Source organism: Thioalkalivibrio sp. ALJ4 (assembly GCF_000377225.1).
Lineage (GTDB): Bacteria > Pseudomonadota > Gammaproteobacteria > Ectothiorhodospirales > Ectothiorhodospiraceae > Thioalkalivibrio.
In genome coordinates this window covers 904,696-929,286 of sequence record NZ_KB897917.1, presented here as the reverse complement: position 1 = coordinate 929,286, position 24,591 = coordinate 904,696, and the positions used below count along the sequence as shown (strand labels likewise).

At 64.0% G+C, this 24,591-nt stretch carries 24 protein-coding genes; 12 read left to right on the top strand and 12 right to left on the bottom strand.

The window, feature by feature from the left end; genetic code table 11:
* Positions 1-17: 17 nt before the first annotated feature.
* Genes waaA through C936_RS0104350 form a run of 3 tightly spaced genes read right to left on the bottom strand, consistent with a single transcriptional unit; the run spans position 18 to position 2,444 of the window.
* A complete protein-coding gene (waaA, locus tag C936_RS0104360; protein WP_018649250.1) occupies positions 18-1,283 on the bottom strand; it encodes a lipid IV(A) 3-deoxy-D-manno-octulosonic acid transferase in 1,266 nt (421 codons plus the stop codon).
* 13 nt (positions 1,284-1,296) lie between these two features.
* A complete protein-coding gene (locus tag C936_RS0104355; RefSeq protein WP_018175336.1) occupies positions 1,297-1,842 on the bottom strand; it encodes a D-glycero-beta-D-manno-heptose 1,7-bisphosphate 7-phosphatase in 546 nt (181 codons plus the stop codon).
* The gene (locus C936_RS0104350; RefSeq protein WP_018175335.1) at positions 1,839-2,444 is read right to left on the bottom strand and encodes a D-sedoheptulose 7-phosphate isomerase; all 606 of its coding nucleotides are present in this window, start codon (positions 2,442-2,444) and stop codon (positions 1,839-1,841) included. The genes C936_RS0104355 and C936_RS0104350 overlap by 4 nt, the downstream gene beginning before the upstream one ends.
* Before the next feature lie 187 nt (positions 2,445-2,631).
* On the opposite strand from C936_RS0104350, the gene msbA reads away from it, so the two are divergent.
* From msbA to C936_RS0104315, 7 genes are all read left to right on the top strand, one after another.
* Entirely contained in the window at positions 2,632-4,452 is a 1,821-nt protein-coding gene (msbA, locus tag C936_RS0104345; protein ID WP_018175334.1) for a lipid A export permease/ATP-binding protein MsbA, read from the top strand.
* Between the two features lie 72 nt (positions 4,453-4,524).
* Positions 4,525-5,541 (top strand): hypothetical protein, encoded by a 1,017-nt coding sequence (locus C936_RS0104340; RefSeq protein WP_018175333.1) that lies wholly within the window; start codon positions 4,525-4,527, stop codon positions 5,539-5,541.
* Positions 5,528-6,625 carry a glycosyltransferase family 9 protein gene (locus tag C936_RS0104335; RefSeq protein WP_038038437.1) on the top strand — a complete coding sequence of 366 codons (1,098 nt, stop codon included), beginning with the start codon at positions 5,528-5,530 and terminating at the stop codon, positions 6,623-6,625. The genes C936_RS0104340 and C936_RS0104335 overlap by 14 nt, the downstream gene beginning before the upstream one ends.
* On the top strand, positions 6,618-7,742 hold the full coding sequence (locus C936_RS0104330; protein WP_026278810.1) for a glycosyltransferase: 1,125 nt from the start codon (positions 6,618-6,620) through the stop codon (positions 7,740-7,742). Before C936_RS0104335 ends, C936_RS0104330 begins: the two co-directional genes overlap by 8 nt.
* 83 nt (positions 7,743-7,825) lie before the next feature.
* Positions 7,826-8,560: a sulfotransferase family 2 domain-containing protein gene (locus C936_RS0104325; RefSeq protein WP_018175330.1), complete on the top strand. Its 735-nt coding sequence runs from the start codon at positions 7,826-7,828 to the stop codon at positions 8,558-8,560.
* Positions 8,561-8,562: 2 nt separating this feature from the next.
* Positions 8,563-9,447, top strand: coding sequence for a sulfotransferase domain-containing protein (locus C936_RS0104320; protein ID WP_018175329.1), 885 nt, complete (start codon positions 8,563-8,565; stop codon positions 9,445-9,447).
* Entirely contained in the window at positions 9,444-10,334 is an 891-nt protein-coding gene (locus C936_RS0104315) for a sulfotransferase (RefSeq protein ID WP_018175328.1), read from the top strand. The genes C936_RS0104320 and C936_RS0104315 overlap by 4 nt, the downstream gene beginning before the upstream one ends.
* A gap of 62 nt (positions 10,335-10,396) precedes the next feature.
* Here the strand turns inward: C936_RS0104315 and C936_RS0104310 are convergent, their stop codons facing one another.
* Positions 10,397-11,143, bottom strand: coding sequence for a sulfotransferase family 2 domain-containing protein (locus C936_RS0104310; RefSeq protein ID WP_018175327.1), 747 nt, complete (start codon positions 11,141-11,143; stop codon positions 10,397-10,399).
* Positions 11,144-11,195: 52 nt separating this feature from the next.
* Positions 11,196-12,269, bottom strand: a complete 1,074-nt coding sequence (locus tag C936_RS0104305) for a glycosyltransferase (RefSeq protein ID WP_196800028.1) — start codon at positions 12,267-12,269, stop codon at positions 11,196-11,198.
* A gap of 160 nt (positions 12,270-12,429) precedes the next feature.
* Between C936_RS0104305 and C936_RS0104300 the strand changes: the two genes are divergently transcribed.
* The gene (locus C936_RS0104300) at positions 12,430-13,182 is read left to right on the top strand and encodes a sulfotransferase family protein (protein WP_018649245.1); all 753 of its coding nucleotides are present in this window, start codon (positions 12,430-12,432) and stop codon (positions 13,180-13,182) included.
* A gap of 25 nt (positions 13,183-13,207) precedes the next feature.
* Here the strand turns inward: C936_RS0104300 and C936_RS0104295 are convergent, their stop codons facing one another.
* From C936_RS0104295 to C936_RS0104275, 4 genes are read right to left on the bottom strand one after another with little or no spacing between them, the layout of a single operon-like run.
* Positions 13,208-13,972, bottom strand: a complete 765-nt coding sequence (locus tag C936_RS0104295) for a hypothetical protein (protein WP_018649244.1) — start codon at positions 13,970-13,972, stop codon at positions 13,208-13,210.
* A gap of 3 nt (positions 13,973-13,975) precedes the next feature.
* Positions 13,976-14,998 (bottom strand): phosphotransferase, encoded by a 1,023-nt coding sequence (locus C936_RS14220; RefSeq protein WP_038038441.1) that lies wholly within the window; start codon positions 14,996-14,998, stop codon positions 13,976-13,978.
* The gene (locus C936_RS0104280; RefSeq protein ID WP_018649241.1) at positions 14,995-16,098 is read right to left on the bottom strand and encodes a glycosyltransferase; all 1,104 of its coding nucleotides are present in this window, start codon (positions 16,096-16,098) and stop codon (positions 14,995-14,997) included. The genes C936_RS14220 and C936_RS0104280 overlap by 4 nt, the downstream gene beginning before the upstream one ends.
* 30 nt (positions 16,099-16,128) lie before the next feature.
* The gene (locus C936_RS0104275) at positions 16,129-17,523 is read right to left on the bottom strand and encodes an O-antigen ligase (protein WP_018175320.1); all 1,395 of its coding nucleotides are present in this window, start codon (positions 17,521-17,523) and stop codon (positions 16,129-16,131) included.
* A 312-nt stretch (positions 17,524-17,835) separates the two neighbouring features.
* On the opposite strand from C936_RS0104275, the gene C936_RS0104270 reads away from it, so the two are divergent.
* Genes C936_RS0104270 through C936_RS0104255 form a run of 4 tightly spaced genes read left to right on the top strand, consistent with a single transcriptional unit; the run spans position 17,836 to position 21,645 of the window.
* Positions 17,836-18,525, top strand: a complete 690-nt coding sequence (locus C936_RS0104270; RefSeq protein WP_018649240.1) for a 3-deoxy-D-manno-octulosonic acid kinase — start codon at positions 17,836-17,838, stop codon at positions 18,523-18,525.
* The gene (locus C936_RS0104265; protein WP_018649239.1) at positions 18,515-19,633 is read left to right on the top strand and encodes a glycosyltransferase; all 1,119 of its coding nucleotides are present in this window, start codon (positions 18,515-18,517) and stop codon (positions 19,631-19,633) included. Before C936_RS0104270 ends, C936_RS0104265 begins: the two co-directional genes overlap by 11 nt.
* Positions 19,634-19,652: 19 nt before the next feature.
* Positions 19,653-20,351, top strand: coding sequence for a sulfotransferase family 2 domain-containing protein (locus C936_RS0104260; RefSeq protein WP_019023127.1), 699 nt, complete (start codon positions 19,653-19,655; stop codon positions 20,349-20,351).
* Positions 20,326-21,645, top strand: coding sequence for a hypothetical protein (locus C936_RS0104255; protein WP_018649237.1), 1,320 nt, complete (start codon positions 20,326-20,328; stop codon positions 21,643-21,645). The genes C936_RS0104260 and C936_RS0104255 overlap by 26 nt, the downstream gene beginning before the upstream one ends.
* Here C936_RS0104255 and hldE read toward each other — a convergent pair.
* The 3 genes from hldE to C936_RS0104240 all read right to left on the bottom strand — a co-directional run bounded on the left by hldE (position 21,593) and on the right by C936_RS0104240 (position 24,583).
* On the bottom strand, positions 21,593-23,044 hold the full coding sequence (gene hldE / locus C936_RS0104250) for a bifunctional D-glycero-beta-D-manno-heptose-7-phosphate kinase/D-glycero-beta-D-manno-heptose 1-phosphate adenylyltransferase HldE (protein ID WP_018649236.1): 1,452 nt from the start codon (positions 23,042-23,044) through the stop codon (positions 21,593-21,595). The genes C936_RS0104255 and hldE overlap by 53 nt on opposite strands.
* Before the next feature lie 76 nt (positions 23,045-23,120).
* Entirely contained in the window at positions 23,121-23,345 is a 225-nt protein-coding gene (locus C936_RS0104245) for a zinc-finger domain-containing protein (protein WP_018137983.1), read from the bottom strand.
* A 317-nt stretch (positions 23,346-23,662) separates the two neighbouring features.
* Entirely contained in the window at positions 23,663-24,583 is a 921-nt protein-coding gene (locus tag C936_RS0104240) for a branched-chain amino acid transaminase (RefSeq protein ID WP_018139068.1), read from the bottom strand.
* Positions 24,584-24,591 lie beyond the last annotated feature (8 nt).

Here is a 24,591-nt window from a genome sequence, read left to right as displayed (position 1 = left end):
AAAACCTGGCGGGGCGGTCAATGCAGATCATGCAACCGGCTTTCCAACTCGGCCAATACGCATTCCACTGCGCCACGCCCCTCCTCGATCACCGTGCGAGCCGCATCACCCATGGTTTTCCGACACTCGGAGTCTCCCAGCAAATCCGCGACGGCGCGGCCCAGCGCCTCGGCATCCTGCACACGCCACAAAGCGCCTCGCTCCTCGAGGCGCTCGACGGCGAATGTAAAATGCTCGGTGCTGGGCCCCACAAGCACCGGCCGTCCGAGTGCGGCGGGCTCGAGTACATTTTGCCCTCCCAGGGGAACCAGGCTGCCTCCGACAAAAGCGGCATCCGCAGCACCAAGATAGGCCCCGATCTCACCGATCGTATCGCCCACCAGCACATCCAGCGGCGGCCCCGGACATTGCGTGCGCCTCCCGACCGAAAACCCGGCTTGCCTGGCCGCCTCGAAAGCCACATCAAAGCGATCGCGATGGCGCGGCACCCAAAGCAACACGGCGTCGGGATGGGATTCGCGCACCGCGCGATGGGCCTCGAGCACGGCCTCTTCCTCGCCTTCCCGCGTACTGACCGCCACCCAGACCGGCACGCCTTCAGGCGCAACAGTCGCACGCAGATCCGCCGCCTGCTCATGGCCGGGCGGCAATGTGCGATCGAACTTCAGATTCCCCACCACCTGGACACGCGCGTTCGGCGCCCCCAGCTCGCGAAAGCCTCGCGCGGCCGACTCGTCCTGGGCCAGGATCTTCTCGGCACGCGCAAGGGTTTCCCACACCAGTGGCTGCAGACGCCGGTACCGCTTGATTGAGCGTGGTGATAGCCGCGCACTCACCACCCAGAGCGGAATACCGGCCTGTTCGCAGGCACGATAGAGATTGGGCCAGAGCTCGGTCTCCACGATCAGCGCGACGGCCGGACGGGTGCGCCGCAAAAATCGGCGAACGGCCCCGGGCAGGTCCAGCGGCAGATAGGCGTGCTGGACATCGCCCCCGAGGGCCGCTGCCACCCGGGCGGCTCCCTCCGGTGTCGTGGTCGTCATCAGGAGCGCATGCTCCGGATAGCGGCTACGCAAGGCACGTGCGAGCGGTACCGCCGCCTCCACCTCGCCCACCGAGGCGGCATGGAGCCAGATGGTGCCGGATGTTAGCGGCTCCCCGGCTCCCAGCCATTCGCGCCAGCGGGCCACTGGTACCGCGTTTGTCCGAGCGCGGCGCACCAGCCGCGCCAGCAAGGCCGGAGAAGTCAGTCGCAGGAGGGCCGTATAGAAGATGTGGCGCATCGCGGCTAGCGGCTCAGTCGAGCCACGCAATGGCCTCGGGCAGGGTGCGGATACGGATGTCTCCGTCTTCAGTGGGCAGCGGTTCCGCGCCCGAGGGATCAAACAGCAATCGGGCGCCGACCCCGGCGCGCCGCGCGGCCTCGAGATCGGACGCGCGATCCCCGACGAGCACCGAACCAGGGAGATCCAGATCCAAGTCATCCCGCGCCCGCAACAGCATGCCCGGCTCCGGCTTGCGATCCGGACAGGCCCGACGATAGTCGGGCTGCGCATCATGGGGATGATGAGGGCAGTGGTAGACGGCCTCGATGCGGCCACCGCGCTCGGCAAAGCGCTCGCGCATCCAGTCCGTCAGCTGGCGGAAATCGCTGTCACCGTAGTAGCCGCGGCCAATCCCGGACTGATTGGTGACGACCACCACCGGCCACTGACGGACAGTGGCGGCCGCCACGAGCTCGAAGATGCCGGGGACGAACTCGACCTGATCGGGCCGATGCACATAGCCATGGTCGACATTAATCACCCCGTCGCGGTCGAGAAACAGGGCACGCGCACTCACGCCGACCCCGAACGTTCCTGATCGGCCACCAGCGCATCCTCGACGATCCCGCACAACAGATGCCCGATCAGCCCGTGGACCTCCTGCACCCGCGCGGTAGCGGCATCGGGCACCCGCAGCACATGATCTGCGGGATGTGCCTCTGGCAGCCCCTTCTCGCCGGTCAGGGCAACGGTGACCAGCCCACGCTTGCGCGCCATCCCGATGGCCTCGAGCACATTGGGCGAATGCCCGGATGTGCTGATCCCGACGAACACATCACCCGGCTGCCCCAGCGCCTCGACTTGACGCGAGAACACATGCTCGTAGCCAAAATCGTTGCCGATCGCCGTCAGCACCGAGGTGTCGGTCGTCAACGCGATCGCCGCCGCACCCGGGCGCACCGCCCGATAACGACAGACAATCTCCGCCGCGATGTGCTGCGCATCCGCCGCACTGCCGCCATTACCGGCCAGCAGCACCTTGCCGCCTGCCCGCAAACTGCTTAGCCAGGCTTGCGCGACGACCTCGATCTCGGCGACAAAACCCACATCGTCGGCCAGGCGCCCGAATAACCGGCTCGCTGCCGTCAGCTCTTCCACGATCCCGTTGCGCAATCCCATTCTCCGCTACTCCGAACCGGGCAAAGTACCTCTCAGCCTCAACGCCGACAAGCTGCGTAATACGCACTTTGCTTGCGGCCAACGCCAAGGGGTAGCGCCCGCTTCTGGTAGCATGGCGGCTTTTGCCGGGACTGGCCACCAGGCCCGTGATGGCCGGTCCATGGCAAGCACCCCAAGAAGGACCCGGATGAACGGCAAAGGAAAACGCGTCAAGCCCACCCGCCCCACAGCGGGCGCCTCCTGGGAGCTTTACCGGCGCATCTTCGAGTTTATCAAGCCCTACTGGCGCCTCGGCACCCTGGCGATTGCCGCGATGATTCTGGCGGCTGCGGGGCAGACCGCCTTTGCCTGGATCATCCAGCCGCTGGTGGACGGAACGTTCATCGAGCAGGACCCGGCAGCCCGGGTATGGGTGCCACTTGGGCTGGTGGCGATCTTTGTCTACTACGGCGTCACCACCTTCGCTTCCGACTACACGGTCGCCTGGATCGGCCGCAAGGTGGTCAAGGACATTCGCCAGGCCGTATTCGAGCAGTACCTGCGCCTGCCGGCGGCCTTTTTTGACCGGCATTCGCCCGGCACCCTGCTCGCCAAGCTTACGTATAACGTCAACCAGATCAGTTCCGCCGCGTCCCGCGCCATTGTTGTGCTGATCCGCGACTCCTTCACCGTGCTGTTCCTGATGGCCTATATGGCCTATCTCAGCGGCTGGCTTGTACTGATCGTCTTTACACTCGCGCCGGTCGTCGCCCTGGTCATCACCGGAGCCAATCGGCAATTCCGCAAGATCAGCCGACGCATGCAGCGCTCCGTGGGCGACTATGCACAGATTGCGGAGGACGGCATCCGCGGACAGGCCGAGGTCAAGATCTTTGGTGCCACGGATTACGAGGCGGCCCGGTTCGACGACACCAACACGCGCTTTCACCGCCAGGCCATGCGCCACAAGGCGGTGCAAGCCGCGGCCCAGCCGCTGTCCCAGCTCGGCGCGATCATCGCCCTGGCCGTGATTGTGTATCTCGCCACGATGGACATCATTCTGGAGGCGATCACGCCAGGCGGCATGATCTCGTTCATCGCCGCCATGCTGCTGATGCTCCCTTCCCTGAAACGCATCGTCGGAGTCAACGCCGCAATCCAGAAGGCGCTGGCCGCGGGCGAGAGCGTGTTCGAGGTTCTCGACACGCCCGCGGAACCCGACCACGGCCAGCGACCGCTGGGCCGCGCCAGAGGGCACATTGAGTTCAGGCACGTGGGCTTTCGCTACCCCACCAGCCACGAACGCGTGCTGAAAGATATCAGCCTGACCGTGGAGCCGGGCCAGACGGTGGCACTGGTCGGACGCTCGGGAAGCGGCAAGACCAGCCTCGCACGGCTACTGCCCCGCTTCTACGAGATCGAGGAAGGCGAGATCCACCTGGACGGCTACCCGATCCAGGAATACCGCATGCGCGACCTGCGGGCACAGATGGCCCTGGTGAGCCAGCACGTCGTGCTGTTTAACGACACCCTGGGCCACAATATCGCCTACGGACTGGCTCGCGAACCTACGCTCGAGGAGCTGCGCGAGGCGGCACGCGCAGCCAACGCCCTGGACTTCATCGACGAACTACCGAACGGCTTTGACACCATAGTCGGCGAGAATGGGATCATGCTCTCGGGTGGACAACGCCAGCGGGTCGCCATAGCTCGGGCGATCCTGAAGGACGCCCCGATCCTGATCCTGGATGAAGCCACCTCGGCACTGGATACGGAATCCGAGCAGAAAATCCAGAATGCGCTGGAACGGCTGATGGAGGACCGCACCACACTGGTCATCGCCCACCGGCTGTCCACCATCGAGAATGCCGACCGTATCGTGGTGCTGGACCAAGGCCGGATCGCCGAAGCCGGTACACATACCGAACTGCTCGAGCGCAACGGGCACTACGCTGCGCTTCAGATGGCCCAGTTCGAGGAACCCCTCGAACCCTCAGGGGAACCGCGTAACGATGCGCCCAATCTCTGAACCGGGCCGTCAAGCACGCGATGTACAATTAGGTAGCTCCCGACCTTTGCCTGAAAGGACCTCTCCCTCGCGATGAAAGGCGCGCGTAGCGACAATGCCCTGCACCCGTCCAACTGGGGACAGACCACCGCGATCGCGGCGCTGTGGCTCATCGCGCGCCTGCCATGGCGCTGGGCCATTGGGCTCGGAGAAAGTCTGGGCGGCGGCCTCTACCATGTGGCGAAGTCGCGCCGTTACGTCGTACGCCGCAATCTTGAACTGTGCTTCCCCGACCTGACGGAGACCCAGCTAGAGGAATCGGTCCGCGCTAATTTCCGATACACCGGTCGAGGCATGGCCGAAGTCGCTCTTGCCTGGTTCGGCGGCAAGGCCGTCAACCGGATCCCCTGCCGAGTCGATGGCCTTCATCACCTGCATGCCGCCGCCGAGGAAGGCCGTCCCGTGATCCTGCTGTCCGGCCATTTCACCTGTATCGAACTCGCCGGAAGGCTGTTCGGGCAGCGGGCCGAAATGGCTGTGATCTACAAACCGATGGAGAAAAAGCCTGTACTCGAACGCGCGATGAAACAGGGGCGCGAAAAAAGCCTGAGCCGAGCGATCTCCAAGGACGACATCCGCGGCATCCTGCGCACACTCAAGGCCAGGGTTCCAGTCTGGTATGCCGGCGACCAGAACATTCGCCAGGCGGAACAAGTTTTTGCGCCTTTTTTTGGGCAGCCAGCGGCCACTACGACCGGCCTTTCTCGTCTCGCCAGCATGGGCAAGGCACACGTGCTGCCTTTGTTCTATCACGTGAACGCACAGAATGATGGCTACGAGATCGAGATTGGGCCGCCGCTCGAGGGCTACCCCTCCGAAGACCGGGCGGCAGACGCGGCCCGCATGAATGAAGTGCTGGAAGAGGCCGTACGGGCCTATCCGCAGCAGTATTTCTGGGCCCATCGACGATTCAAGACCCAGCCCGAGGGATCCCCGGACCCTTACCCCGAGATCCGACATCGGCACATCGGCCGCCTGCCGTGGCAAAAAAACAAGCTGAAAAAGGCTCACAAGAAAAACAAGCGGAAGAAGCCCGGTGACGGCTCCTGACCACCCCTCGGCAACATCATCGGCTTTAGCACCGCCCCGGGAGATCGCCCTGCTGCGCCTCTCGGCACTGGGCGACACGACCCATGTAGTCCCCGTCGTGCGCTCGTTGCAAAAGGCCTGGCCCGAGACCCGCATCACCTGGATCATCGGGCGTCTTGAACACCAGCTGCTGGGAGATCTGCCCGGCGTGGAGTTCGTCGTGGTCGACAAGGCGCGGGGGCTACGCGCCTACACAAACCTCCGGCGCGCCCTGAAAGACCGCCAGTTCGATGTCCTCCTGCAGATGCAGGTCTCGCTGCGCGCCAGCCTGATGGGGATGCAGGTTCCGGCACGGCGCAAGATCGGATTCGACCGTGAGCGTGCACGCGACTTCCAGTGGCTGTTCACCCGGGAGCGTATCGCCGCACGGCCGCGCCAGCACGTCCTGGACGCCTTTTTCGGCTTTGCCGAGGCTCTGGGCGTACAGGAGCGCGAACTGCGCTGGGACATCCCGATCCCGGCTAGCGCGAGGGAATGGGCCGCTCGGCACCTGCCTACCGACCGCCCCGTCCTGGTCATCAACCCGTGCTCCAGCGCCCGCTTCCGCAACTTTCGCAACTGGGCCGCCGAACACTACGCGGCCGTCGCCGAACATGCCGTGGAGCACCACGGCATGACCGTCGTGCTGACCGGCGGCCCCACCGAACTGGAGCGGGACTACAGCGAAGCCATCGCCTCAGGCTGCCGCCACTCGCTTATTAACCTGATCGGGGCGACCGATCTCAAGCAGCTACTGGCGGTGCTCGAACGGGCTGACGCGGTGGTCTCACCCGACTCGGGACCCGCCCACATGGCCAACGCAGTCGGCACACCCGTGATCGGACTCTATGCCGGTTCCAATCCCGAGCGTACGGGGCCGTACTGCAGCCGTGAGTGGGTCGTCAATGCATACCCCGAGGCCTGCCAGGCGGCCTTCGGCAAGCTACCGGAGGCGCTGCGCTGGGGGCAGCGGGTCCGCGATCCCGCCGTGATGGACCGCATCAAGGTCGCGGACGTCACCGCGAAACTGGATGCGCTGCTGGAGGCGAAGGCGACCAATGCCTGAAACCCCGTCGCCCCGGGTCGCCCTGCTGTTTGCCACCTCGGGGCATAGCGGAGTTGATCGAGTGGTCACCAACCTCGTCCGGGAATTTGGCCACTACTCTTTGGAGTTCGATCTGCTGACCCTGCGCGGACATGGCCCCTATATCGACAACCTGCCCCCCAACGTTCGCCGGGTACCGCTGCGTGCCGCCCATCGCAACACGACATTGCCCGCCCTCATCACCTACCTGCTGCGCCATCGACCACAGGCGCTATACACCGCCAGCCATCGGCTGAACCGCACCGCACTCCTGGCACGCCGCCTGGCCCGGCCCGGCATGCCGGTGGCCATCCGCATGGGCATGTCCATCAGTGCCACCCTCGCGGAGATGAAGCCCTCCCGCGCCCGACGCCTCCAGCGCTCGATGCAGCGCTGGTATCCGCAGGCGGACGCCGTTATCGCGCCTTCCGAGGGAGTCGGCCACGATCTGAACACCCTCGCGGGCGTGCCCGCCGATCGGCTGCATGTCATCCCCAACCCGATCGTAACCACCGACTTGATCAATCAGGCCGCCGCCCCCCTGGAGGATCCGTGGCTCCAGGACAGCCGCACCCAGGACATCCCCGTGGTCCTAGGGGCGGGTTCGCTGGAGCTGCGCAAGGACTTTTCCAGCCTCATCCGCGCATTCGCAAAATTACGGCAGCGGCGCCCCCTGCGACTGGTCATTCTCGGCGAGGGCCGCGAACGCACGAATCTGGAACAGCTCGCCAGAGATCTCGGGGTGGAGCAGGACCTGCGACTACCCGGTTTCCAGTACAACCCTTACGCCTGGATGGCGCGCGCCAACGTATTCGCGCTCACTTCTCGACGCGAGGGATCCGGAGCCGTCCTCGTGGAGGCCCTCGCCTGCGGTACGCCATGCGTAGCCACCGACTGCCCCTCCGGCCCCGCCGAAATACTGGACCAGGGCACCCTGGGCCCCGTTATACCCATAGGCGACATCGAGGCCCTGGCTCAGGCCCTGGACACCCTGCTGACCGCACCGCCAGACCCAACCACACTGCAAGCGGCCACCCTCCCTTTTACCGCAGAAGCCTCGGCGCGGGCCTACCTGAAGGCGTTGAGGCTTGCGCCGTAGAGCATCGTTGAATTGTCCGGCGCAGAAACCCTGTGCTCTAATCTCGCCTCCCGCATGCTCCACCAGCAAGGGCTTCAAAACGCGTGATAATTTCCCACCGTCAACAGTTCGTATTCATCAAGACACGCAAGACCGCGGGTAGCAGCCTCGAAATCGGGCTGTCACGCGTATGCGGTCCTCAGGACATCGTGACCCCGCTCAGCGAAAACCGCGGCGAGGAATCATTCCGGCGCCAGGAAGGGGGCATCGGCCCCATCAATTACCTCAAACCCGTTTCCAGGCATCGCGGCTTCAAGGAGTGGCGGCGGTTGCTCACGCGCGGGCAACGGGCCAGCTACGGTCAGCACACCCGAGCACCCGAGATTCGCGACCTGCTCGGGGAAGACAAATGGAACCGCTATTATCGTTTCACGGTCGAGCGAAACCCCTGGGATCGCGCCCTGTCCCGCTATTGGTGGCAAAAGCACCGCTGGGAGAGCAAGGGGCGTACCGAGTTCCCCAGCTTGAGCGAATACCTGGCCTGGATGGAGCAGCACAAGCCCCACTGGTTGAGCAACTGGGGGCATTACACGATCAATGACGAATTGGCCGTTCACAAGGTGTTGCGCTACGAGACGCTGAGTGCCGACCTGGAGGCCCTGCAGTCCGAACTGGACATGGATGGTGACATCTCGCTACCGACCTACCGCGCGAAGGGCGGCTTTCGCAAGGACAGCCGGCATTACAGCGAAGTCCTTGGGCCAGAGGACCGCGCCATCATTGAGCGCGTCTGCCACCACGAGATATCTGTCCTCGGCTACCGCTTCGAGGATGCCTGAACGTGGCTGCAATCACGCGCAAGCGGGGCCCGGCACGCCGACTGGTCCAACTGATCCGCCGACGCTGGCGGCGCTGGCGCGCCGATGTCCACATCGTCTCCTACCCCAAATGCGGCCGCACCTGGCTGGTCGTTCTGCTCAGCAAGGCACTGGAGCTCCACTACGGCATCCGCCTGCGCAAACCCTTGCGCCTGCGCGGCTACTGCAAGCCATGGCGCGATATCCCGTACATCCTCCAGCACCATGACGGTGGCCCCGAGTTCCAGTACCCCGAGGAGCTTGAAACCGACAAGTCCGCCTACGCCGGCAAGAAGGTCGTATTCATGGTCCGCGATCCGCGCGACGTCCTGGTTTCCTCCTATTTCCAGAAGACCCGTCGCAACGCGAACTACGAGGGGACCATGGACGACTACGTCCACGAACGCCGCGGTGGCATCGAGACCATCGTGGATTTCTACTCCATCTGGGCACGCAACCGCCACGTACCTGAGGACTTCCTGCTACTGACCTATGAGGATCTTCACGCCGATACCGCGGGCGAACTACGCCGAGTACTGGAATTCATGGGCATCCACGGGGTGAGCGGCGCGGTAATCGCGCAGGCAGTCGAGTACGGCCGGTTCGACAACATGCGCCAACTGGAGGCCAGCAATGCGATGGGCTCCAGCGCCCTTGCCGCCCGCGACAAGGACGATTCCGACAGCTACAAGACCCGGAAAGGCGAGGTGGGGGGGTACCACGAATACCTCGATGGAAAGAGTCTCCGACACGTAGATGATGTCATCGCCTTACGCCTGGACTCCTGGTTCGAAAGATACAGGCACCAAGGCACGCCAGCGCATAACGAAGCCGACCGACCCACAACCCCGGGCGCGGCTACGCCATGAGCACCCGAGCACAACCGCCCGTCATCATCATCGGCATGCACCGATCCGGCACGAGCCTCCTCACCCGGGTACTGCAGCAGACCGGCTTCTTCATGGGCATTGGCGCCAGCCGCAACGAGGAAGCAGCGTTCACCAACGCAGTCAATGCCTGGCTTTTTCGCGAAGCCTCCGCCACCTGGGACCGGCCCGAATCTCTGGATTGGCTGCTCGCAGACGAGTCACTCCAGCCCTGGCTTGTGGACTACATGCGCGACATGGCCGACGGCCCGTCCAGTCTGCGATTCCTGGGGCTACAGCGAAGCCTGCGGGGGTGGGGCCTAAGCCGCCAGCAAACCCCATGGGGCTGGAAGGACCCACGCAATACATTCACGCTGCCGCTGTGGCTGGAGCTCTTTCCCTCCGCCCGCGTGCTCCACATCGTTCGCCACGGTGCCGATGTAGCCGCGAGTCTGCGCACACGCCGGCGCGACGTGTTCAACAAGCGCACGCGCCGCTACCGGCAATATCGCCAGATGTATCGGATGAACCCCTTCGGTCCAGGGCGCCGGGGATTCGCGCCCCAAGTTCGTTGCGGCACGCTGGAGGGCGGGCTCGATCTCTGGGCCCTTTATGTGACACGGGCGCGCCAGCACCTGCAAACATTGGGGGACCGGGGTCTGGAAATTTCCTACGAGGCTTTGCTTACCGAGCCAGAAGGCACGCTGGACGCGGCCCTGCGATTCTGCGGGTGTCCGCTCGAACCTGCACAACTGGCCGCCACAGCGGCGAGCTTCCGCCCCGACCGAGCTCACGCCTGGTACCAGAACGCCGAGTTGCGCGAATTTGCTCAACACCACCGACAAATCCTGCAAGACCAGGGCTACGACTCGCGGCCCGACAGCGAATGAGCTGCGCCTGCACCGACAACACAAGTGGCTGCTTAACTAATTAGTGGAGGTCCTGACGCGTCTTACTCGGTGAACGAGTAGCCGAAGTGCTCAATCTCGTGGTGGAACAGCTGCTCCACCATCCCCTGCTCGTCCGGGCCGTAGTACTCCTGCCAGGGTTTGGGGTAGGTACGCCGCTTGGCCGACGACAGGGTATCCACGCCCTTGATCCCAACCTGTGACAAGGCGTGCCGGAAATCGGCCTCCAGGTTTTCGTAACGCCCGACAAAGTCCACGGCCACCTCGTCATTGATGGTGTACATCGGCCAATTGTCATGCTTTTGGCGCCCCGAACGGGCGTCGGCGATCACCTCGCTCAGAAAACCGCTGAAACTCGGGGGCGCTTCGTCCTTCCGCGTGCGATAGAGGTAATCCGACACCGCGCGTTCGTACGGATTCCGGACAAAACAGAACTTGTAGTAGTCACGCCAGATATCGGGCATGGCATCGCGTATTTCCACCGCCGGGGGATGCGACGAGGAGGACAGCCCGAATTCCCGTTTGAAGCGCTTTTTCATCACCTTGTTCAGCGCCGATGACCACCCCCGCCGCTTGAGCATTGCGCTCCAGAGTTCGGAAATACCAAGGGGTGTCAGAAGCTGGCGCCGCATCCATGGCTGCATAGCCCCCTCCGCCTGAATGCTCTCGTGGACACTACCCAGCATCACGTCGTCCGGGCCGAGATGCGGCGCGAGAGAGACCTTCATCGAACTGCCGGCGACCTTGCGGCAGTGGATGAAGATGAAGCGATGCCGATGGCTGATGATCATGCCCGCGCTCCTCGCATAACAACCTGGTTCGCGACTCCCGACCTCAGGAGATTCATGTCGATTTGAGCCCCATCACCTGCAGGTACTGCAGCGCAACCCGTTCACTGCGAAACCGATCCAGCCCATCACGCAGCACATCGTTCCCCGGGGGATCGCAGAGGGTCGCATCCATCGCATGGCACATCGCCTCGACATCTCCCACCGGGACCAGTCGCCCCACACGCCCGTTCCGGAGAATCTCGCGCGGACCAGACGGGCAGTCTGTCGCGACCACGGGCGCGCCCGCCGCCAGGGCCTCCACGATCACGTTCCCGAGCCCTTCATACCGGGACGACAATACAAACAGCGCCGCACGGGCAAAGTACGGGATGGGGTCCGGCACGTACCCGGGCAGATCCACCTCCTCGGCCACGCCGAGTTGCTCTGCCCGCTGTCGAAGCGAGTCGCGTAGTGGGCCATCGCCCAGGATCACCAGTCGGGCTGGCTGACGCGCGCGCAGGCAGGCAAAGGCCTCGATCAGGGTGGCGAAATCCTTCTGCCCGGTCAGCCGGCCCGCACCCACGATCACGGGCGGGCCCTCACCTTGAAACCAGGGGTGGTCGACCGCGTTTGTGGCGCGCTCGGGAATATCGGGCGTCACTGTCGGGTTGTAGATCACCTGGACCCTGTCCGGGGGCATGCCAAAATGCGTGATCAGGTCGTCCCGTACGCCTTCGGAGATCGCAATCACACAATCCGCCTGGCGATACAAAAGCCGCGCCGTCCAGCGCTTGAAGCGCCGCCGGAGCGTCTGGCTCGGAGTATTGGTGACCTTCACGAATACCGGCACAGGGCAGCCTGACAACCGGCGCGCCAGAACGGCAACCTTGGCTGCGTGATCCTTGGCCGTTAGCAGGGCATCGGGCGGATCTTCCCTCAACAAGCGTGCCAGTTTGCGAATGCTGTCCAGCTTTCCGCCACTGGCGAGATCGACCACATCCACTTCGGATGGCATTTCGTCGGGATACGGGACTACACCCCCGCGCGTAAGGATGAGCTGAGGCTGCACCCCCTGCGCGAGGAACTCCCGACACAGGATCACTATTTTGCGCTCAATACCGCCCCACGCCTTGAAGGGCGAGAGGATTGCGACCCGTGGTTTTCCCAACACCTGCCCTCCATTAGACGCGACCGATGATAGCGCAGACGCCTTGGAAACGCTGACCCGCCATCGGCCCGCGGATGGGCATCAGCGGGCCGGCCTGCAGGGGAGAGAGGGGACATGAGCGTGCTACAATTCGTGAACTATGCACGCCTCACGCTTCTTCAGTGAGCGGTTCAATCCGCTCCTATCCAGCCTTGATGGTCGAGTACAGAAGCATCGCGTCAATCCCCGTATCCTGGTATCCACGTCGCAACGCTTTGTGTTTTACCGGATCCCCAAGGCCGGACACTCCACCGTCGGAAACACCCTCTTGCGCTATGATCCGTCGATCACCGACGAACAGCGCGAAGCGGTCCAGGCCTCCGGCGACAAGATCGGTGTTTATCGCCACCCCCGCGACATCGGACTGATGCGCAGCCGCGAGGCCTGGCGCAACTATTTCCTGTTCACCTTTGTGCGTAACCCCTTTCATCGCACCCTTTCTGCCTATCTCGACAAGGTCATGCGCGACCGCCCGCCCGCAGCGAAGAACCTTGGTACTGGGTCAGTGCAGAATGGAGCGCCCCTCAGTTTTGCCGATTTCCTCCAGCGCCTGGAAAACGGTGCCCTGTATCGTGGCCCCCACTGGGCACCCCAGGTCAGCCTGTTGCCTCGCGACCGGACCCGGCTGGATTTCACGGGCAGACTGGAGCGCATCGACAGTGATCTCCCAGCGCTAGTTAAAAAGCTCTTCGGGGCCGAGTCCCTTGCAGAGGTACATAACTGGGATCCTCACCGGACTGGCTCGGCCGACAAATTGGCGGCCTACTATGGCGGACCCGAGATCGACCGCATCCGCAAACTGTATCGTGAAGATTTCGAGGCCTTCGACTACGCACTCGAACCGAACGAATAGCGAATCTGCAAGTTTCCTGCTCACACTAATCGCATGCCCCCCAAGTCCCTTGATCCGCCAGGCTGTCCGCTAGAACACAGGCGGTTTTTTCGGGGGCCTCACTGGCATCCAGCCGCACAACTGGAATCCCTCTGTCGGAGCAGATTTTCGCAGCAATCTCGGTGATGCCGAGAGCCTGCTCAACCATTTCGTGGAAACGTGTTACGTTCGGGTTGCGCTGGCGCAGGCGCGCATTCACGAGATCGGGTGGAGCGAACACCAGAACCAGCGCGTCCGGGGCCGGCATGCTGCCCAGATAGGCCCGGACCTGTTCCGGCGACGCCCCCTGGCCCAGACTAATGGCCCGCTGGGCGAGCCCTTCGTCAAACGGAATCCACGTGTTTCCCGGCAATCGTTCGGTCGCTCGTGCCAGTGCGACACTACCCATGAAACTCTGCATCCGTTCCAGCGCAAGCGCCTCTCCTCCCCGCGACTCGCCACCGCGCACCAGCGCCAGACGCAAGAACTCGGGCCACGGCGATCCGGCATCGCGCAGGGATCGGAACTCGTGCCGCACCATCTCCTTCTCAAGCTTGGGGCGCATCCACCGTTGCAGACCCTTGCGGGCGTACAGGGCCGCCTCAAGCCGTCGCCGGAAAACGCCCGCGCCCTGGCGCTCCTGATAGGTCCACAGCGGAAGTGATCGTGGAGATGCGGCCTCGATACCCCGGCGTTTCCATTCTGCCTGGAGAGGTCCGAGCAGCGCGGTCTTGCCCACGCCAGGCGGCCCCATCAATTCCAGTCGACGCATGCGTTAATCCACCCTGAGAGCAGGGCGCAGCTTTTCGCTGGCACCCACAAACTTGTCTCGACGCTTGTCCGAAGCAGCGCTCGCAAACTGGGGACGAAAGGCATGTGCGAGAGCCATCGACAGCAGCGAGGCAACGCGGTGCTCAGGGCACCATTCCCGCCCGGCGGCATGCCACAAAGAAGCCATCTCCGTGTCGTAGTCGCCCCGCAGGTAGTTTGTGCGCAACGCAGCATTCACCGGCGCGGTCCCGCGCAGGAGCGAAAGCGCATCGTAGAAAAAAGGTAACGGTTGCACCCGTTCCAGGTCGATCAGCACAACACGGCCATCCGGACGAACAAAGACATTCCCGTTGTGACAGTCGCCGTGGCATTCGAGCAGGGGCGTCTCGCGCAGGATATGCTCGACACCCGCCTCATAGTGAACCAGCGCCCTGCGCAACCAATCCGGAAGGCTCCATCGTCGAACCTCGCTCCAGACCCGATCGAGGTCGAAAGAACCCTCGCAATGCTCGACATGGTGCTCGCAACTGGCCAGCAGTTGGCGATATACCGGATCCCATTGTGCTTCGTCCGCATCACGGACAGGGACTCCGTCGACAAAGGACTCGCGGACGGCAAAAGCCCCCGGGATTTCCACCGTGGCCTGGTGAATCTCGGGGCAGGGATAGGAGCGTGCCAGCCACTGTGCATGGCGTAACAGCCTGTCGACCTGCCCCGGACGATCGGTTACCCGAAGCATCCAGCGCCGCTCTCGATCCACCAGCAACGTCCAGTCGCTACGCGCAATCAGCGTATCGCAGGTCCCGGCAGCGCCTCCCGCCTGGAGCCCGCGCTTGCGTCCGACATGACCCTGTCCGGCGGAACGCAGAAGCCTTTTTTGATACGCATCGGGGTGGGTGCCGTCCTTTGGGCAGTAGGCCACACCCGCTGACACCTGCCATTCTCCTCGCGTCAGCTCTGGGTCCACCCAGCGCAGCTTGAGCCGCGTTTGACGCGCCTGCTTCCATTGGGCGAGAAGGCCCTTCAACGTGGCATCCCTTGCCCCGGAGACGCCAGGCCGAAAAAGTCGAGGTATGCCCGGGCGGCCGTTTCCGCCTGAAAGGGACGCACCGCGTCCTCGCGCTCGAATGTGGGTCCTTCGCCGCGTAACGTACGATCCAGGGCATCGGCAAGGGCCTGGGGATCCTGCATCGGCACCAGGATGCCAAAACGACCATCGGCGAGGATCTCGCGCGGTCCACTGGGGCAATCGGTCGACACCACGGGCACGCCGAGTCCCAGGGCCTCCATCACCACATTGACCAGACCCTCCCAGCGAGAGGACAGCGCAAACACGTCGGAACGCGCCATCCATGCATAGGGATTGGAGACGAAGCCCGGCAGATCCAGATCGTCCTCGATACCCAGTTCCCTGGCCAGGGCCCTCAGGGCCGCTTCCTCGCGCCCCTTGCCGACAATGATCAGCCTTGCCTCGCGCCGCTCCCTCAGGCGGGCAAAAGCGCGCAGCAAGGTCGGATAATCCTTTTGCGGCACCAGGCGCCCTGCTGACAGGATCACGGGGCAGGTCTTGTTGGTTAGCCAGGGATGGTCCACGGACTCACGGGCCCGTTGCAGCGTGGACCGGGCCACCGAGCCACTGTAAATACGCTGTACGGTCACCCCTTTCAGGCCCACGGTATCCACGAGATCATCACGCACACCGTCGGAAACGGCGATTACCCCGTGCGAGCGCGGATACCAGCGACGAATCTGGCGGAACTTCCGTTCCCGTCGTAGCGGCTCGGCCGCCAGCTTTTCCGATTCACCAAAGGTATTGGGTACGCTCAGGAAGCGCTTCGCGCCCGTATCCGGGAGCATGCTCACCTGAGCCAGGATCATGTTGGTGATATGGTTCACCGACAGGATCACCTGCGGACGACTTCGTCGCAGGTAGCGCCAAAGGGCCAGGGTGGTTGCGAATTTCCCGCGGGTACCAAGGTGCACGCACGCCACCGATGATGGCATCTCGTCGGGGTAAAACATCTCCCCGTCGCGGAATGTCACCAGCTCCACCGACCAGCCGTCGCGGGTCCACACGTGGATCTGGTTCATCAACCGCCGGTAGGTGCCCCCCCACGGCCGAAACATTCCGAAGAGTACGATATCCGGCACGCAGCGCTACCTGTCTGCGGGAGGCGCATTGATGTGCCGCGCCAGGGCTGCGGCAGCCATCGGGGCCAGAAACATCGTATACAAGTGAATCTGCTTGAAAGAATCAAGGAAATAGGTGCCCAGCATTGCCACCAGCATGAAAGGTACGAAACCGATAGTCGTAAATGCCAACCCCAACCCAACGCGGTCCGTACGGGAGCGCGAACGTATCTGACGAATCGCCTCCCAGATGATGGCAACGAAGAGCGCGATCATCAGTGCGTACCCGATCCCACCGAAACGCGAAAGTAATTCCACGTGGGCATCGTGAAAATGTCCCGAGCGACCTTCGAGCACCGGCGGTAGAGGCCGCTCGTCCATCATGTGGTAAGGGTCCGCTGGTCCCCAGCCCGTCAATGGGCGATCGAGCCAAAGCTGCATAGCAAATACCTTGTACGCGCCGCGCGCCCCGACATTGGGATCCTCGAACTCCCAGGCATCCTGCAGACTCTTCATAGCCAGGATCTGGCCAATCGCGTCCGCCCTCTCCATCGTGCGGCGCTCGACCTCGTCCCAGGCAAAATGGACCCCAGACGCAATCAATCCCGTTACAACCAGCAGCCCTCCCAACACGGATGGACGCCGCAACTCGCGATGGAAATACCAGACCAGCACAATGGCCACCACTGACAGCGCAACGATCAGAGACAACCAGCCCGTACGTGATTTTGTCACAAAAACAGCCATCAGCAGCAAAGCCGCTAGTAGTGCAATCCCGCTGGCGCGCAGTACAACCATCCGGGTCTCGGGCGAGCGCTGACTCGAACCGCTCCCCAAAAGCAAAGCCGGCACAAACATCAACAGTCCGATCAGCATCGCCCCCAAAGCGAGAGCGGAACGCGAGTGGCCCATTCCGAAGATATAACGCGAGGTCCCCGTTAGGGCCTGAAAAAAGTCTTCCCAAGACCAAGTGGGCAACACTTCGAATAAAAGAAATCCGAGCGCCGTGGCCACCAGCGCCCATACGGCATGACGCATCCAGTCACCGGTCGCCACTAGGGCCATGGCGAGAATCAGTATGGGCAACGCAAGGATACGGAACCAATTCCCGGTTTCATCTAAGTGCGCAGATGAGAGACTCGGCTGCTCGAAAAATGCGGCCGAAAACCCTCGCAAAACTACATATGCGACAAATGCCACGGCGATCCAGAACACGGGGCTACGAATTACGCCCCTCCAGTGACTCACCACAACAATGACTGTAATGATCAGCATGCCGAACTGGGCGAGTTGCCCCAGGGTAATGCTGAGTGGTGACAGACCAGCGAACACGTAGATGCAGGCTATAGACGTATAGCGCAGCCCGTTACCCGACGATCCGACAGAATCCTTGGGCACGACAGCCCCATCAATTGTTGGCATCCAAATACCTTTCGCTATCCAGTCAACCCGGTGGGCCCGTGTGGTCACCCTCCGGCTCGGCAAATTGGGGGCCAGTATAATGGGTGTCCGCAGGGGGTACAGCCAATCAAATGGCCAGCCATGCACCCCCTAAAGAGATCCGGATCACAACCAGGGAAACCGGTGCGAGGCGCCAGTTGCGATTACCCAATGCCAGACGATGACCGCACCCACACTCCGAGCAGCCGCCCGCAAGTCCAACCTTGGGCGCCAGAAGCGGTGGGTGGGGACACCACAACGATTAGTGCATGCTTGAAGACATTGGCGCGAAACATGTGGGTCCTGCACGACACCTCGTTGCTCCCCGGGATTACGGAGGAGCTGTTTCAGCCGCAGCAACTCCAACACCAGGGTGCAGTTACCACAACCCGCACCGGGCGTCGCACAACGTACTTCCTGAGATTCAGCGGGCTTGACCTCGTACTTCGGCACTACTGGCGAGGGGGCTGGATCGCCAGGCTATCGAAAGACCGCTACTTATGGACCGGCTTCTCACGCACGCGGCCCGTCAAAGAATGGCTATTGCTCCGAGACCTTGTTGAACTGCAACTGCCGGTTCCTCGACCCATCGCGGCCCGGGTCATGCGCCACGGGTTGCGTTATTCCGGGGATCTGGTCACCGTCACCATCCCTGAGTCCATACCGCTGGATGAGCAGATCCGAAAAAAACTCGACACCCCGGTCCTGTGGCGCCGCATTGGGAGCACCGTGGCCCGATTCCACAATGCCGGGGCGTGGCATGCCGATCTCAATGTTCGCAACATCCTGATTGGACCGGATAACGAAGTGTGGCTGATCGACTGGGACCGGGGTCGCCTTGGTGTCCGCCGAGGCCTGGAAGGCAATCTGGAGCGGCTACGTCGGTCTCTGGACAAATGGCCCGAGACGCGTGAACGGGGCCGAGCTGGCTGGGATGATCTGGTGGGCGGCTACCAGGAGACAAGGAAGCTCAATGACGGCTGAGAGGCTGGCCGTACTGGTCGCCTATACCGGCGACGGTGGCGTCGAGAGGATGATGAATCACCTGCTGCAGGGGTTCGTCGACGCCGGCGTTCCCGTCGACTTGCTGCTGTTGAAGTCCCGTGGCGGGCATGTCCGGGGCATTCCGCCCGGGGTTAATGTCATCCGTCTTGAGGCCGGCACCTCGCTTCTGGCTCTTCCGGCTGTGTACCGGTATCTACGGACCACCCGCCCGGCAGCCCTGCTGGCGGCCAAGGACCGCGCGGGTCGGGTGGCACTGCTGGCCCGGCAACTGGCTCGGGTCCCGACTCGCGTCGTTTTGCGCATGGGCATGCATTTGAGCGGATCGCTGGCAGACAAATCTGCGCTTCAGCGGCTGGCTCGATACCTGCCTGTGCGCTGGCTGTACCCCTGGGCGGACAAGATCATCACCGTGGCTCCAGCCATCGCGGATGACCTGGCCAATATTGGGCGCCTGCCCCGGGAGCGGTTCAAGGTAATCCCTAACCCGACGATCAGTCCTGCACTGGTCGAGCGGGCCCGTCAGACGGCCCACCACGAATGGCTCGCGGACAACGGCAAGAACCCGGTTCCTGTGATTGTAGCGGCCGGCCGACTCCATCCGCAGAAAGACTTTGCCACGCTGATCCGAGCCTTTGCACGTTTGCGGGCCAAACACGCCATGCGTTTGATCATCCTCGGCGAGGGCGGAGATCGGCGGAAGCTTGAACGCCTGAACCATGAACTCGGTGTCGAGCAAGACGTGGACCTGGCAGGGTTCCGGGAAAACCCACTTCCGTTCATGTACCGAGCGGATGTGTTCGTGCTGTCCTCTCGTTTTGAAGGATCACCGAACGTACTGGTCGAGGCCATGGCGCTCGGTACGCCAGTGGTCGCGACCGATTGTCCCAGTGGGCCACGCACACTGCTGGAAGATGGACGCCACGGCCCGCTGGTCCCGGTCGGGGACGATGCCGCCCTGGCGCATGGCATCCTCCAGGTGCTGGACACACCCACCGCCCCCGAGCAACTCAAGGCGGCCGTCTCCGCGTACACTATCGAGGCAAGCACCCGCCAATACCTGGATGCTTTGGGCATCCCTCCCCGGTGAACCGACCTGTTTCAAGCGCATGCTGATTTCCTATCGCAAGAATTTCCTGTTCATCCACATCGCCAAGACAGGCGGCACCAGCATCCGGGCCGCACTGCGTCCGTATCGCTGGGGAGGCTGGTACAGCATTCCGCTGTGGGCGGCCAGCCAGGTCAGCCAGCTGACACGCCCCCGGCACAAACTGGGGCTGAAGTTTCCGCGCCACGCCAAGGCCATTGCAGCCAAGGAGATGCTGCCGGAGCCCGTCTACCGTGACCTGTTCAAGTGCGCGATTGTGCGCAACCCATGGGATTTGCAGGTCAGCTCGTACCACCACATACGGCGCGAGAAGCCGGCGGTGCTGGAGGGTGTGCGGGACTTCGGCGACTTCCTGCGTCTGAAATTCGATCCCGAGCGGCCCTACGACTACATGCTGGACACCTCGGCCGAACTGCAGCACGAATACATCGTGGACCTGCAGGGCCGTGTGATTATCGACTTCATTGGCCGTTACGAACGCCTGCAACAGGACTTCGACACCATCTGCCAGCGCATCGGCATTCCCACGCCACAACTGCCGCATCTGCGCCGCGCGCACGAGCGCGAGGACTACCGCCGCTACTACGACGACGCCCTGGCGGAGATGGTCGCGCAGCACTACCGGCGCGATCTCGAGGTGCTGGGCTACACCTTTGACCCGCCTGAACCAGCCGATGCGTCCACTACCGGAACCGGCTGACCGCATCCCGCTCGCGGGCATCGGGGATCTCGTCCTCGAATGCCTGATCCACGAGTACCCCGGGAAGCGGAGGATTTTTCGCGCCACGCTGAACGGTAGCAACCAGGTTGTGGCCAAGTTCTACCTGGGCCCGGTACAGCAGTGGCCCGAATGGCGCCGGGGCGTGCGTGGAGCTCGCCGACTCCAATCGGCCGGGATCGCAGCCCCGGCACTGCGGCATGCGGGATTCGCGAAGCGGTATCGCGCCTGGCTGTGTGTGCTGGACTGGGTCGAGGCCGACGAGCCGTGGCCGCCCGAAGCCCTGCCCGAACAGCTGCACCAACGCCTGCTACGCACACTGGCCGAGCACCACCAGGCAGGCCTTCGCCAGCATGACTTGAACTGGCTGAATTTCATCCCGCACGACCGGAAGTTGTACGCGATCGACGGAGACCGGGTCCATTGGCAGCGGCGGGCACTGAACCGCCGCGAGGCAAGCGCCCATCTGCTGCGGCTGTATGCCTCGAAATCCCGCCTGCCGGAACCCGAGGTCGCAGGGGGCTACGCGTACTACTGTCGTTTGCGTGAATGGCCGTGCACGCAAGACGACATACAGGCCTTTGTGCAGGCCGTGCGGATCGCTCGCCTGCGGCAAGCGAAAAAGGTCGCGGCACGCGCCAGCCGAGGCTGGAAGCACTACCCGCGCGAGCGATACGGACACATCCGGGCGATACGGGACCGACGCCACCTGGAAGCCGATACTGTCGAGTGCCTGGGGAAGGCACTCCACGCTAGAGGGACCACGGATGGCTGCACGGATACTGATACGATCCGGGCGTGCCGCATCGATCTGCCCGCAGGCCCCATGCCCTCCCTGCTGCGTCCCTGGGTCACACGACAGTTGGCATTGCGCACCTGGCGGCATGCGCTGATCCTGCAGCGCCTGGGCATGCCTGTCCCACGGCCTCTCGCGATCACATGGTCCAGCGACGGGCTCGGCTGGCTGATCCAGCAAAACCCGCCCGGGCTTCGACCGCTGAGCACCCGGCCTGGGAAACCGCACGAAGCTCAGGGCGGAGGGCCCATCCTGGAGCAAGCGGAACGCTCCTGGGGAGAGCTTGCCAAGGCGGGCCTGGCGCTGTCACTCGATTCACCGGAAACGCTCGGATGGGACGGGGAACGCGTGTGGTTCATGGATCCACAGGGGCTGAACTTCGGACGCCCGGATTCGCCCCAACTCAGGCAGAGCGTCGAGCGGGCAGTCAGGGCGCTTCGGGCGCGCCTGAATCCGAACGCGCCTGAATCCGGCCCATGACCGCGCTGGTCGAGCAGCCATCCAGGAATTCCAGCACTCGCACCTCGCCTCCGTTCGCCACTACTGCATCGTGCCCAGCAATGGCCTCAGGCCGATAGTCGCCACCCTTGACCAGCACGTCCGGCAGGGCCTCGGCAATCAGGTCGGCCGGGGTGTCCTCGGAGAACGGGACCACCCAGTCCACCGCGCCCAGGGCCGCCAGCACGGCCATGCGCTGATCCAGCGGGTTCACCGGGCGCCCTTCTCCCTTCAGGCGACGCACGGAGGCATCGTCGTTCACCGCGACCAGCAGGCGGTCTCCCAGGGCGCGGGCCTGGGCGAGATAGGCGACATGGCCGGCGTGCAGGATGTCGAAACAGCCATTGGTCATCACGACCCGCTCGCCCGCTGCGCGAGCCCGGCGCAGCACATCCGCCAGCTCGGCTCGGGACAGCACGCCCTGGTCGGCCGCTCGGGGGGCGTAGATCTCGCGCTCAATCTCGGCCACCGAGACGGTGGCTGTGCCCAGCTTGCCGACCACGATGCCCGCCGCCAGGTTCGCGAGCTGCATCGCGTCCTCGAACGTCGCACCCGCCGCCAGCGCGGCGGCCAGGGTGGCGATCACCGTATCGCCCGCCCCGGTCACGTCGAACACCTCGCGCGCCCGGGCCGGCTGATGCACGGCCGCCTGCCCCTCGCGGAACAGCGTCATCCCGGCCGCGCCGCGCGTGACCAGGAGCGCCGGGATCCCGCAGCGCTCCATCACGTCCCGGGCCGCCCGTTCGAGGCTTTCATCGTCCGGGCAGGGGCCTGCCACACCCTCCAGTTCGGCGAGATTGGGGGTGATCAGGTCCGCGCCCCGGTAAAGGGAGAAGTCGCGGCCCTTGGGGTCGACCAGTACGGGGACCCCGGCGGCGCGGGCGGCCTGAATCAGGGGTTGGGGGTCGCGCAGCGCGCCCTTGGCGTAGTCGGACAGGACGACGGCGCCGCAATTGGCCAGCAGGGGCTCGACCTGTGGCAGCAGGTCGGCGGCGCGGGTGCCGGGGAAACCGTCCTCGAAGTCGAGGCGGATCAGCTGCTGGTGGCGACTGATCACGCGCAGCTTGGTGATGGTGGCCGCACCCGGCTGGCGGCGGAAGTGGCAGGCCACTCCCGCGCCCTCAAGCAGACCGGACAGTTCCGCCGCGGCCTCGTCCTCGCCGGTCACACCAACCAGATCGGCTTGACCGCCCAGGGCGGCAAGATTCAGTGCGACGTTGCCGGCCCCGCCCGGGCGCTGCTCGATCTCGCGCACGTGGACCACCGGGACTGGGGCCTCGGGCGAGATACGATCGGTGCCGCCGTGCCAGTAGCGATCCAGCATCAGGTCGCCGACCACCAGCACACGGGCCTGATCAAACGGGGGCAGGGAGAGCTTCATCGGATGCGTGCGCGGGAACGCCCGGGGCGGGCACGATTCACCCCGGCGCAGATGCCAAGGCGCGGGCCCACGATGATCAGGCGTCGTCCTTCAGGATGAACTGGGTGCCGCAGTACGGGCACTGGTAGCGGCCGTCCGGGGTCTCGTCGATCGGCAGGTAGACGCGCGGGTGCGAGGCCCATAGCGCCATCTTCGGCGTCGGGCAGTGCAGCGGCAGGTCTTTCTTGGTGACCGTGATCTCCGGCTGCGCGTTCGCGGTCTCGTACTGGTCCTGGTGATGAGCGGTATCGGGATTGACCATGGTTTTCGTCTCGCGTGTTGGGGAAACACTGATTAATGCACGCGCTCGCGCTCGAGTCGCTTTTGCGTGCGAACAAGGCGCGGTGACTGCCGTGCAGTCATTCTGCACAAGGGAACCGCAACGCCGTTCCCGCGCCCGTTGTGATCAAAAACGGGCGGCCGAGCCCCGTCTTTCAATAGCTTGTGGGGGTTGGCACCCCAGGTTCCCCGATCCTGCGTTGCGCCGCTTGCGGGTAGGACCACTACCCGCTGCACGACGCGCCTTGTCTCGGAAAACCTGGGGTGCCAACGCGAGCGTGTGCATTAATCAGTGTTTCCCTAGAGGTAGGTCAGCCAGCCGTCGTGCTGACGGTCGCGGCCCTGTACGACATCAAAATAGCGCGATTGCAGGCGTTCGGTAATCGGCCCGCGGGTGCCGGAGCCGATCGGGCGGTCGTCGACCTCGCGGATCGGGGTCACCTCGGCGGCGGTACCGGTGAAGAAGGCCTCGTCGGCAATGTACACCTCGTCGCGGGTGATGCGCTTCTCCACCACGCGCAGGCCTTCCTCCTCGGCCAGGGTGATCACCGTGCGGCGGGTGATGCCGTCCAGCGCGGAGGTCAGGTCCGGGGTGACCAGCACGCCATCGCGCACCAGGAAGATGTTCTCGCCACTGCCCTCGGCCACGTAGCCCTCGGTATCCAGCAGCATGGCCTCGTCGTAGCCGCAGCGGGTCGCCTCCTGCAGGGCCAGCATCGAGTTCATGTAGTTGCCGTTGGCCTTGGCCTTGCACATCGTCACATTCACGTGGTGCCGGCTGTAGGACGAGGTGCGGATGCGGATGCCCTTCTCCATGCCCTCGTCGCCCAGATAGGCGCCCCAGTGCCAGGCCGCGACCATCGCGTGCACATTGAGGTTGTCCGCGCGCAGGCCCATGCCCTCGGAACCGAGGAAGCACATCGGGCGCAGGTAGGCGCTCTCCAGGCCGTTGTCGCGGACCGAGGCGATCTGTGCCTCGTTCAGGTCGTCGGCCGAGTACGGGATGGTCATGCCGAGGATCTTGGCGGAGTTGAACAGGCGCCGGGTGTGGTCCTGCAGGCGAAAGATCGCCGGGCCGCGCTCGGTCTTGTAGGCGCGCACGCCCTCGAACACGCCCATGCCGTAATGCAGGGTGTGGGTCAGTACGTGGGTCTGCGCCTCGCGCCAGGGCACCATCTGCCCGTCCAGCCAGATCACCCCGTCGCGGTCGGCCATCGACATGTCTTGTA